We start from the raw sequence: 12025 nt of genomic DNA, 5'->3' as shown, positions 1-12025 counted from the left end.
GCCGCGGCGGCCGCACCCGTCCCGCCGAGCAGGCCCGGCCCGGACCGCAGCCCCGCGACATCCCGCCCAACGCCTCGCCCCGCGGCCGCCCGATCCTGCCGTTCCCCGGCACCCCCGCCGCCGGCGCCAAGGTCGCCGAGCCGGCCCGCGGCAGCCTCTTCGACGTCGTCAAGGTGGCCATCGCGATCCTCGACACCTCCGGCCGGGTGGTGCTCTGGAGCCCCGCCGCCGAGGACATGCTCGGCTGGCCCAGCGAGCTCCTGGTCGGCCGCCGGATCGACCAGCTGATCGACGACCCCGAGCTGATCGGCCAGGCCAGGCTGGCCATCGAGGAGACGCTGCGGATCGGCAGCTGGCACGGCATCACCCGGCTCTCCGACCGGGACGGCGTGAACGTCCCCGTCGAGGTGCGGATCTCACTGCTCGTCGACGGCGACGGCACGCCCTTCCTCCAGGTGGCGCTCGCAGACGCCCGCACCGTCGCCGCCGTCGAACGCGACCTCGCCGTCCGCGACGCGCTCTTCGAGCAGTCCCCGCTCGGCATCGCCGTCCTCGACACCGAGCTGCGCTACACCGCCGTCAACAGCACCCTCGCCGAGATGAACGGCGTCCCGATGGAGGACCACGTCGGCCGCACCACCGGCGAGACCCTCCCCGAGCGGGCCGCCGACGAGATCACCGCCATCCAGCGGCAGGTCCTCGCCACCGGCGAGCCGGTCATCGACGTCACCCTCGCCGCACCGGTCACCGCCCGCTCCGGCTTCCGCTCGATCTCCTACAGCCGGATGACCGACCGGGCCGGCCGGGTGCTCGGCATCTCCGGCACCGTCATGGACGTCACCGAGCGCTACCGGGCCGTCTCCAAGGTCGAGCACGCCCGCCGCCGGCTCTCCCTGCTGAACGAGTTCGGCTCCCGGATCGGCGACCTCCTCGACGCCTCCCGGATCGCCCAGGAGCTCGCCGGCGCCGTGGTGCCCCGGCTCGCCGACTACTCCGCCGTCATCCTGCTGCAGGCCGTCGCGCACGGCGACGACCTGCCCCGGCACGGCCACGACCGCCGCACCTCCCTGCTGCAGCTCGGCACCGCCTCCGTCCAGGACGGCCCGGAGGTCGAGGTGATGCTCCGCCGCGGCGCCCGGATCACCTTCACCGAGGAGTCCACCTTCGGCCGGGTGCTGCGCACCGGCATCCCCGAGCTGCTCAGCGGCAAGGAGGAGTCCGAGGACCTCAGCTACCCCGGCGACCCGAAGGCGCAGGCCGCCCACGAGCTCGGCGTGCACTCCCGGCTGGTCGTCCCGCTGCGCGCCCGCGGCATCGTCATCGGCCTGCTGGTGGTCAGCCGGGCCGGCTACCGGGAGGGCTTCGACCGCGACGACCTGGCCTTCGCCGTCGAACTCGCCGACCGGGCCGGCAGCTCGCTGGACAACGCCCGCCTCTACGCCCGCGAGCGGACCGCCGCCCTCACCCTGCAGCGCACCCTGCTGCCCCAGCAGGTCCCGCAGCCCACCGGCGTCGAGGTCGGCTACCGCTACGTCCCCGGCAGCAGCGGCACCGAGGTCGGCGGCGACTGGTTCGACGTGATCCCGCTGCCCGGCGACCGCACCGCCCTGGTGGTCGGCGACGTCATGGGCCACGGCCTGCGGGCCGCCGCCACCATGGGCCGGCTGCGCACCGCCGTCCGCGTGCTGGCCGCCCTCGACCTGCCGCCGGAGATCCTGCTGCGGCACGTCCACGAGCTGGCCGACGACCTCGCCCAGGGCCCCGACGAGGCGCTCCTCGCCACCTGCGTGTACGCGGTCTTCGATCCCGTCCGGCGGCGGCTGACCGTCACCAAGGCCGGCCACATCCCGCCCGTCCTGGTGGTGCCCAAGGACGGCGACGGCCCCGCCCCGGCCGCCGGCGGCCCGCTGCCCGGCGGTGTCGGCCAGGTCCTCGACCTGCCCTCCGGCGCCCCGCTCGGCGTCGGCGGCGTGCCCTTCGAATCGGTCGAGCTGGACGTGGCCGAGGGCACCCTGCTCGCCCTGTGCACCGACGGCCTGGTGGAGTCCCGGGACAAGGACCTCGACGTCGGCCTCGGCCGGCTGATCAGCGTGCTGGAACAGCCCTACGCCTCCATCGAGCAGGCCTGCGAGGCCGTGCTCGACACCATGGAACAGGGCCGCGAGCCCGACGACGTGGCCCTGCTGCTCGCCCGGCTCAGCCACGGCGAGGCCGGCACCCCGACGGCCGGCTGGACGCTGCCCGCCGAGCCGACCGCCGTCTCCCGGGCCCGCCGCCTCGTCCGCGGCACCCTCGCCGAGTGGGGTGCCGAGCACCTCACCGACACCGCCGAACTGCTGGTCAGCGAGCTGGTCACCAACTCCGTCCGGTACGCCAGCGCACCGATCGGCGTCCGCCTCACCCTCGGCGAGATGCTGCTGGTGGAGATCAGCGACCCGCTGCCCGACCCGCCCCGCGAGCGGCACGCCGCCGAGGCCGACGAGGGCGGCCGCGGCCTGGAGCTCGTCCGCCGCCTCGCGCTGCGCTGGGGCGCCCGGGCCGAGGGCATGGGCAAGGTCGTCTGGTTCGAGCTCTCCCCGGACGACCCCGAGGGCGACTACTCGGAGGAGTAGGACGGTCGCCCGCGGTCGCCGTGCGCGGCGCAGGCGCACCGGTGCGGACGGTGGCGACGGCGTCCGGCAGGCGGACCCATAAAGTCTGACTTTTCCGACTTCGGCGTCCGCTCCGCGCGGTTCCCCCGGCCCCCGGGCGACACCCCCGCGACCGCCGCGCGACCTGCGGGGGAACACGGCGGGACGGCTGTTCCGGCGGGCTGGCGCTGATGATGTGTCATGTGATGAAATGCCCGAATCCGTAGGCGTTTTCGAGACACACGGCAGATCGATCCTGCCAGATCCGTGCACGACGCAGCCATGTCCGACCCGGCTCTTGACCGAACCGCCCGATCCGTGCAGGCCAGGCCGGTTCGAACAGCGACGGCCGGGTAAGGAGCACCGCGCGGGCCTCCCCCGATTCGATGTTGTGATGCTCGGGGGCGTGTGCGCTCGCACCCGGATGATGAATACTCGGTCTTCTCGACATCCGGATGGGCACTGGTTGGAGGGGTCGGTCCGTTGAACAGCATTCCGGCGCCGCAGGCGCCGAGCAGCAGCGGTCATGCCGCCGTGCCCGGACAGCCCGGCGCACCCGACGACGAGGGCGTCTCCCCGCGCGGCGACGCCGGCGGTCGCGGCCCCGGCGAACCCGGCTCGATCTACGGCTACCTGCGGGTCGCCACCTTCGCGATCGGCCCCGACGGCCGGATCAGCCACTGGAGCGGCCGCGCCGCCGAGTTCTTCGGCGTACCCGCCGGCGACGCCCTCGGCGCCGACCCGATCACCACCCTCGTCCCCCGCGAGCACTGGCAGCGCGGCCGCGCCCGCCTCGAACGCGTCCTCGCCGGCGAGGAGTGGACGGGCACCACCCCCTACCGCGACACCGCGGGCGGCGAAGGACTGGCCGAGCTCTACCTGATGCCCGTCGACAGCGGCCCCACCGCCGGCGCCACCTGTCTCGCCGTCGACGTCGGCCGGCTGCGCACCGTCGAGGACGGCCTCGCCGCCTCCGAGGCGGTCTTCGGCCAGACCCCGACCGGCTTCTTCCTCTTCGGCCCCGACCTGCGCCTGCAACGGGTCAACCCGGCCTTCGCCGCCTGCGTCGGCCGCGACCCCGAGGACCTCCCCGGCCTCGCCCCCGCCGAGCTCTTCGCCCCCGGCGAGGCCGAGCGGCTGCAGGTCGCCCTGCGCAAGGTGCTGGCCGGCGGCGAGCCGATCCTCGACCTGCGCTTCGCCGGCGGCGTCCCCGCCGCCGGCACCCGCGACGGCCGCCGCCGCTGGTCCGCCGCCCTGTTCCGGCTGAACGGCCCCGGCGGCGCCCCGCTCGGCGTGGCCGGCCAGGTGCAGGACGTCACCAGCCGGCACGTCGCCGAACGCGAGGCCGCCGGCGTCCGCCGCAGCCTCGCCCTGCTCAACGAGGCCAGCACCCACATCGGGTCCACCCTCGACCTGGAGACCACCGCCAAGGAACTCCTGGACGTGATCGTCCCGCAGTTCTGCGACCTCGCCACCGTCGACCTCTACACCGCGCTCCTCTCCGGCGACTCCGGCCCGCTCTCCGGCGGCCCCGGCCTGCTCGACGGCTCCGGCGAACTGCGCCGCGTCGCCGTCTCCAGCGTCGTCGGCGGCGCCTCCTCGGTGCTCGGAGAGGGCCTGGGCGCCGTCCCGGTCGCCGAGGCCGGCGGCACCCTCTGCTACCCGCCGCGCTCCCCGCACGCCCGCGCCCTGCGCACCGGCCGCAGCGTCGTCCCGCAGCCCGGCCCCGACCCGCTGCTGCGCTCCACCCTGGTCGTCCCGCTGGTCGCCCGCGACCAGGTGCTCGGCCTCGTCCAGCTCTCCCGGGCGATCGGCTCCGAGCCCTTCGACGCGCGGGACGTCGCCATCGCCGAGGAACTCGTCGCCCGCGCCGCCGTCTGCGTCGACAACGCCCGGCTCTACCGGCGCGAGCACGAGCGCGCGCTGATCCTCCAGCGCAGCCTGCTGCCCCCGGGCAACCCGGCGGCCACCGGCCTGGAGATCGCCCGCCGCTACCTGCCCAGCAACAACAACACCGAGGTCGGCGGCGACTGGTTCGACGTGATCCCGCTGCCCGGCAGCCGCACCGCCCTGGTCATCGGCGACGTCATGGGCCGCGGCCTGCGGGCCGCCGTCGCCATGGGCCAGCTGCGCACCGCGGTGCGCACCCTCGCCATGCTCGACCTCGACCCGGCGGAGGTGCTCGGCGCCCTCGACGAGATCGCCCGCGGCCTCGGCGACGACGACCCCGGCGGCACCTCCGGCGAGGGCAGCGTCGAGGTCTACCTCGCGACCTGCGTCTACGCCGTGTACGACGCCGTCACCCAGCGCTGCACCTTCGCCAGCGCCGGCCACCTGCCGCCCGCGCTGCTCAGCCCCGGCGAGCCGGCCCGGATGCTCGACGTGCCGCCCGGCCTGCCGCTCGGCGTCGGCGGCGAGCCCTTCGAGGAGGTCACCATCACGCTGCCCGACGGCGCGGTGCTCGGCCTCTACACCGACGGCCTGGTGGAGTCCCGCAAGCACCAGCTGGACGAGGGCCTGCGGGCCTTCCGGGCCGCGCTCACCCACGGCTCCAAGCACCTGGAGCAGCTCTGCGACGAGGTGCTCGACGAACTGATCCCGCACCACGGCGAGGACGACATCGCCCTGCTGATGGCCAAGGTCCAGGCCCTGCCGGAGGGCTCGGTCGGCGACTGGAAGCTGCCCGCCGAGCCGACCTCGGTCGGCCGGGCCCGCGAGCGGTCCTGCGACTGGCTGATCAACCGCGGCCTCGACGAGCTGGTCGACACCACCGAGCTGCTGGTCAGCGAGCTGGTCACCAACGCGCTGCGGCACGGCCGCGGCGAGATCCGGCTACGGCTGATGCGGGACCGCACGGTGCTCTGCGAGGTCTGGGACGACGGCTACGCGCAGCCCCGGCAGCGCCGGGCCCAGGAGACCGACGAGGGCGGGCGCGGCCTGCAACTGGTCAGCCTGCTGGCCGAACGCTGGGGCAGCCGCCGCACCCCCAACGGCAAGATCGTCTGGTTCGAACTGGCACTCTGATCCCGAGGGCCTACGCCGCCCGGGTGGATCTGTCCGCCCGGGCGCCGTGTCGTTGCGGGCGGGCGCGGCCGATGGCCTTTCGTTGGGGCATTCCCGGATTCCTCGGGCCGGCCACACCCCGACGGAGGAGCGCATGCGCGCCAGCCGAGCCGCCGACCGGGCCGCCGCCGCGGCCGCCGCCCTCTGTCTGGCCGCCGGCCTCGCCGGCTGCACGGGCGGCTCCCCGGACGGCCCCGCCGCCTCCGACGTCACCGCCGCGGACCGCGCGCACACCCGCGACGGCGGCACCGTGCGCTGGGCGGTCGACGCCGTCCCGGCCACCCTGAACGTCTACCAGCCCGCGGCGGACGCCGACTCCGAGCTGATCGCCCGCGCCCTGCTGCCCGGCCTGTTCCGGCTGGACGACCGCGGCCGCGCCACCCTGGACCCGGACTACCTGGCCGGCGCCGAGTCCACCCCGGCCGGCCGCAGCCCGCAGACCGTCACCTACCGGCTCAACCCCGCCGCGGTGTGGAGCGACGGCTCGCCGCTGTCGGCCGCCGACTTCACCGCCCAGTGGAAGGCGCTGTCCGGCGCCGACCCGGCCTTCCGCAGCGACCGCCCGGCCGGCTACGACGCGATCGCCTCCGTCGAGCAGGGCAGCGGTCCGCACGAGGTGAAGGTGGTCTTCAAGCAGCCGTACGCGGACTGGCGCTCGCTCTTCTCCCCGCTGTACCCGGCGGCCCGGACGGCCACCGCGGACGCCTTCAACCAGCCGCTCGACGGCGGCTTCCGGACCTCGGCCGGGCCGTTCGTGCTGACCGGCTGGGACAAGGGCGCCGGCCGCGCCGTGCTGACCCGCAACCCCCGCTGGTGGGGCGACCCGGCGAAGGCCCAGGAGATCGACTTCCTGGCCGTCCCCGCCGCCGGCCGCCTGGACGCGCTGGCCAAGGACGAGCTCGACATCGCCGCCGTCACCGCCTCCGTCGACCGGGCCGTCCCGGAGGGCACCACGGCCGCCGCGCCGCCGGACGCCGCCGCCATGGTCGAGGCCTCCGCGCACGCCCTGCACCGGGCCGAGACGCTGCCCGGCCTCACCCTGCACCGGGCGCCGGCCGCGGCCTTCACCCAGCTCACCCTGAACACCGCCCGCGGTCCGCTGGCCGACACCACCGTCCGGCAGGCCGTCGCGCGCGCCGTCGACCGGCAGAAGACCGCCACCGCCGCGCTCGGCCCGCTCGGGCTCGGCGCCGTCCCGCTCGGCAACCACCTGCTGGTGGCCGGGCAGGACGGCTACCACGACAACAGCGGGGCGCTCGGCACGGCCGCCGCCGGCACCCTGCTCGACCGGGCGGGCTGGACCTCCTCGGACGGCACCCGCAGCAAGGACGGCAAGAAGCTCGCCCTGACCCTGCTCATCCCGGACGGCTCCACCACCGCCCGCCGCACCGCCGACGCGTTGACCGCCGACCTCGCCGCGGCCGGGATCGCGGTCGCCGCCGAGCCCGTCCCGGTGGACACCTTCGTCACCGACCACCTCGCCAAGGGCGACTTCGACCTCGCGCTGTTCTCCTGGCCGGCCAGCGCCTACCCCTCCGACACCCGGCCGCTGTACGCCAAGCCGCGGCCCGGCCCGGACGGTCTGCCGGTGGTCGGCCGCAACTACGGCCGCGGCGGCACCGCGGAGATCGACCGGCTGCTGGACCGCGCCGCCGGCGAACTCGACCCGGCCGCCCGGCAGGGCCTGCTCCAGCAGGCCGACGCCCGGCTGTGGCAGCTCGCCGACGTCGTCCCGCTCTACCGCCGCCCCGACCTGGTGGCCGTCCGCAACGGGGTGGCCGGCGCCGGCGCGTACGGCTTCACCACCCCGCGGTACCAGGACGTCGGCTTCCGGCAGGAGTGACCGGCGCGGGGCATCGGACGGGTACGGCCGGTCCCGCGGCGCGATGTGATCTTGCACCCGGTGCCACCGGCCGTTTCGGCCCTTGACACGAATCCCCGTACCATAGGAGGAGCCGTGGCATGGTGTGCCCGGCGGGTGGACCGGTAGTAGCAGGCGGGAACGGGCGGCCGCGATCGACAGGGATCGCAAGTCGGCGTCACGCAGCCGGGCGCCGAAACCCACGAACCGGGAGATTCCGCTCCGCATGCCCACGCGCAACGACATCCGTAACGTCGCCATCGTCGCCCACGTCGACCACGGCAAGACCACGCTGGTCGACGCCATGCTGAAGCAGGCCGGCGCCTTCGCCGCCCACCAGCAGCTCGACGACCGCATGATGGACTCCAACGACCTGGAGCGCGAGAAGGGCATCACCATTCTCGCGAAGAACACCGCGGTCAAGTACCACCCCAAGGACGGTGGCGCGCCGATCACCATCAACATCATCGACACCCCGGGCCACGCCGACTTCGGCGGCGAGGTCGAGCGCGGTCTGTCGATGGTGGACGCGGTCGTCCTGCTGGTCGACGCCTCCGAGGGCCCGCTGCCGCAGACCCGCTTCGTGCTCCGCAAGGCGCTCACCGCGCGGCTGCCCGTCATCCTCTGCATCAACAAGACCGACCGTCCGGACGCCCGGATCGACGAGGTCATCAACGAGACCTACGACCTGTTCCTGGACCTGGACGCGGACGAGGACCAGATCGAGTTCCCGATCGTCTACGCCTGCGCCCGTGACGGCGTCGCCTCGCTGACCAAGCCGGAGAACGGCACCGTCCCGGCCGACTCCACCAGCCTGGAGCCGTTCTTCTCCACCATCCTGGAGCACGTCCCGGCGCCGGTCTACGACGACGCCGCCCCGTTGCAGGCGCACGTCACCAACCTGGACGCCGACAACTTCCTCGGCCGCATCGCGCTGCTCCGCGTCGAGCAGGGCGAGCTGCGCAAGGGCCAGACGGTGGCCTGGATCAAGCGCGACGGCTCGATCCAGAACGTCCGCATCTCCGAGCTGCTGATGACCGAGGCGCTCACCCGCAAGCCGGCCGAGGTGGCGGGCCCGGGCGACATCTGCGCCGTCGCAGGCATCTCCGACATCATGATCGGCGAGACCCTGGCCGACACCGAGAACCCGATCGCCCTGCCGCTGATCACGGTGGACGAGCCGGCCATCTCGATGACCATCGGCACCAACACCTCGCCGCTGGTCGGCAAGGGCGGCTCCGGCAAGGGCGCGGACGCCAAGTCCGGCGCCAAGGTCGACCGCAAGGTCACCGCCCGCCAGGTGAAGGACCGCCTGGACCGCGAGCTCATCGGCAACGTGTCGCTGCGCGTGCTGGACACCGAGCGCCCGGACGCCTGGGAGGTGCAGGGCCGTGGTGAGCTGGCGCTGGCCATCCTGATCGAGACCATGCGCCGCGAGGGCTTCGAGCTGACCGTCGGCAAGCCGCAGGTGGTCACCCGCGAGGTCAACGGCAAGACCCACGAGCCGGTCGAGCGCCTTACCGTGGACGTGCCCGAGGAGCACATGGGTGCCGTCACCCAGCTCATGGGCATCCGCAAGGGCCGGATGGACAACATGTCCAACCACGGCTCGGGCTGGGTCCGCATGGAGTTCGTGGTGCCGTCCCGCGGCCTGATCGGCTTCCGGACGGAGTTCCTCACCAACACCCGCGGCACCGGCATCGCGCACTCGATCCACGAGGGCTACGAGCCGTGGTTCGGCGCCCTGACGACCCGCAACAACGGCTCCCTGGTCGCCGACCGGGCCGGTGTGGTCACCGCCTTCGCGATGACCAACCTGCAGGAGCGCGGCGTGCTGTTCACCGACCCCGGCACCGAGGTGTACGAGGGCATGATCGTCGGCGAGAACTCGCGCTCCGACGACATGGACGTGAACATCACCAAGGAGAAGAAGCTCACCAACATGCGGTCCTCGACCGCCGACGTGACCGAGTCGATCGTCCCGCCGCGCAAGCTCTCGCTGGAGCAGTCGCTGGAGTTCTGCCGCGAGGACGAGTGCATCGAGGTGACCCCGGAGACCGTGCGCATCCGCAAGGTCGTCCTGGACCAGAAGGAGCGCGGCCGCACCGCCCGGCACCGCGCCGGTCATCGCGGAAGGGCCGCCCGGCAGCGCCTGGCCCGGAACGCCCGGCAGCTGGCCCGCCTGCGGATGACCGCCGTGCGGGCCGTGGCCCACCGCTGCGCCCGGGTGCGGCGCGCCGCCGCCGCCGAGCCGGTCGACCGGGCCGCCCTGCACGGGCACGCCGGCCGGGGCCTGCGCCGGAGCGGGCCGCCGGGCGCGGTAGCTCGTCCGGTACGCGGCGGGGGAGACGCCCAGCTGGCGGCGGAAGTGCCCGCGCAGCGCCACCGGCGAGCGGAAGCCGCAGCGCCGGGCGACGTCGTCCACCGAGAGGTCCGAGGTCTCCAGCAGCCGCTGCGCCTGCAGCACCCGCTGGGTGATCAGCCACTGCAGCGGGGCGCTGCCGGTGAGCGTGCGGAACCGCCGGTCGAAGGTGCGCCGGCTCATGTAGGCGCGGGCCGCCAGCACCTCGACGTCGAACTGCTGGTTGAGGTTCTCCAGCGCCCAGGTGACCACCTCGGCCAGCGGGTCGTTGCCGATCTCCTCGGGTAAAGACTGGTCGATGTACTGGGCCTGTCCGCCGCCGCTGCGCCGGTTCGGCACCACCAGGCGGCGGGCCAGCGCGTTGGCCGCCTCGGCGCCGTGGTCGGTGCGCACCACGTGCAGGCAGAGGTCGATGCCGGCCGCCGTGCCGGCCGAGGTGAGCACGTCGCCGTCGTCCACGAACAGCTCGCGCGGGTCGACGTGGACCCGCGGGTAGCGCTTGGCCAGCGTCGGCGCGTACATCCAGTGGGTGGTCGCCGGGCGGCCGTCCAGCAGGCCGGCCGCGGCCAGCACGAAGGCGCCCGTGCAGAGGCCGATGATGCGGGCCCCCTCGTGGTGGGCCTTGCGCAGGGCGGCGATCGCCTCGACCGGCGGCGGCTGGGAGATCGAGCGCCAGGCCGGGACGACGATGGTGCCGGCCCGCGACAGCGCCTCCAGGCCGTAGGGGGCGGTCAGGGTCAGCCCGCCGGTGGTGGCGAGCGGTCCCTCCTCGCCGGCGCAGACCAGCAGCCGGTAGCGGGGCACCCCGGCGTCCTGCCGGTCCACGCCGAACACCGAGAGCGGGATCGAGCTCTCGAAGATCGGCGCGCCGCCGAAGATCAGGACGGCCACCGTCTCCCGGCGCCTGCGGCCGGACAGCTTGCGGGCGGGGGCGGGGTGGTGCAGCGCGGACAGCACGGCCGGGCCGGCGTGCCCGCCCGGGCCACCGTCGGCCGGTCCGCCGGCGAAGTGCGGGTGGCCGGAGCCGAACTGACCGTGCGGCGGATGACCGGCGCCCTGCGGCTGGTGCGGTGCGGAGGCGGATGGCGAGCCGGCCGAGGGGGAGAGGTGACCGGACGTCAGGACGGTGCTGCCGGACGGGATGCCGCCGTGCGGGCCGACCTGGCCGGGCAGCGGCGAACCGGTGAGCGGGGAGGGTGCGCGCCCCGGGGCGGCGGCGCGGGCTGCCGACCCGTCAGCTCTGGCGGACCGGCCCGGGAGGCCGGTCGGCGGCTGACCGCCGTCAGGACCCGCGTCGCTCCTGCTCACCCTGCTCAAGGCGTTCCAGCCCCCTCGGTGGTGTGGTGTGGTGGTGCGGCACTGCCCGCCAAGATCGAATCTAGTGGGTGGACCGTTGCTGTTGTGACAAGTTCACCATCCGACGCTATGTCGACATGGCAATTTGGCGTGATGCATTCGATCACGAAGCGTGGCACCCGTCGACCCCTCTGGGAAGGGGGCGGGCGCAACGCTGGCTGGTTGTCGCACGACCGATCCCGGGCACCCGGGGACCCGCCGGCCCCACCGGCGGCCCTGGGCTGCGGCTTTGGCCAACACCCGGGCACCGCATCGAAATTGGCCGAAAACAGGCGGTACGAAACGGGGCGCACAGGACGCGCCCGTGCGCCGGTGCGAGCCCTTCTGCGCAGGGCTGGACAGCCCCCGCCGGGGGACACGGCCGGCGGCTAGGGTCGCCCCATGGACACGCGCAGCCGGCTCGAACTGGCCAACGACAACGCCGCCGGCTTCTGGCTGGCCCAGGCCCGGGTGCACGGCTGGGAGTCCGTCCGCACCCCGTGGTTCACCGCGGTCCGCTGCGACGGCGAGGCCGAGGTCCACCGGTTCGTCGTCACCCGCCCCCACGACGAACCCGCGGCACTGCAGCAGGAGTTGCTCGGCGTGCTCCGGCGGTGGCGGACGGCACGGCTCTGCCTGGAGGACCCGTACGGGAGCCTCGACCTGAGCGCGCACGGCTGCGAGGCCTCGCTGGGCCAGGCGGTGATGGTGCGTGAGCCCGGCGGCGCACCGGCGGCGGACGGGGCGGCCGTCCCCGCGGCCCCGCGGGGACGG

At 74.5% G+C, this 12025-nt stretch carries 4 protein-coding genes and 2 pseudogenes; 5 read left to right on the top strand and 1 reads right to left on the bottom strand.

The features are described 5' to 3' along the window. The 4 genes and pseudogenes from ABZ641_RS14790 to typA form a co-directional block, all read left to right on the top strand. Nucleotides 1-2612 (top strand): SpoIIE family protein phosphatase (locus tag ABZ641_RS14790; protein WP_359981958.1); only part of this gene is annotated, 2612 nt, incomplete at its 5' end. A 639-nt stretch (nucleotides 2613-3251) separates the two neighbouring features. Next, entirely contained in the window at nucleotides 3252-5654 is a 2403-nt protein-coding gene (locus ABZ641_RS14785) for a SpoIIE family protein phosphatase (RefSeq protein WP_344625787.1), read from the top strand. A gap of 133 nt (nucleotides 5655-5787) precedes the next feature. Beyond that, nucleotides 5788-7536 (top strand): ABC transporter family substrate-binding protein, encoded by a 1749-nt coding sequence (locus ABZ641_RS14780; RefSeq protein WP_359981955.1) that lies wholly within the window; start codon nucleotides 5788-5790, stop codon nucleotides 7534-7536. A 244-nt stretch (nucleotides 7537-7780) separates the two neighbouring features. Next, nucleotides 7781-9664: pseudogene (gene typA, locus ABZ641_RS14775) on the top strand (translational GTPase TypA); the annotation flags it as partial. Nucleotides 9665-9859: 195 nt separating this feature from the next. On the opposite strand, the pseudogene ABZ641_RS14770 reads toward typA, so the two are convergent. Next, nucleotides 9860-10873: pseudogene (locus ABZ641_RS14770) on the bottom strand (helix-turn-helix domain-containing protein); the annotation flags it as partial. Between the two features lie 780 nt (nucleotides 10874-11653). Between ABZ641_RS14770 and ABZ641_RS14765 the strand changes: the two are divergent. Then, on the top strand, nucleotides 11654-12025 hold a 372-nt coding region (locus tag ABZ641_RS14765), incomplete at its 3' end, for a hypothetical protein (protein WP_359981952.1).

The organism is Kitasatospora sp. NPDC007106, assembly GCF_040634455.1.
Taxonomy (GTDB): Bacteria; Actinomycetota; Actinomycetes; order Streptomycetales; family Streptomycetaceae; genus Kitasatospora; species Kitasatospora arboriphila.
This window is presented reverse-complemented; position numbering and strand designations above follow the sequence as displayed.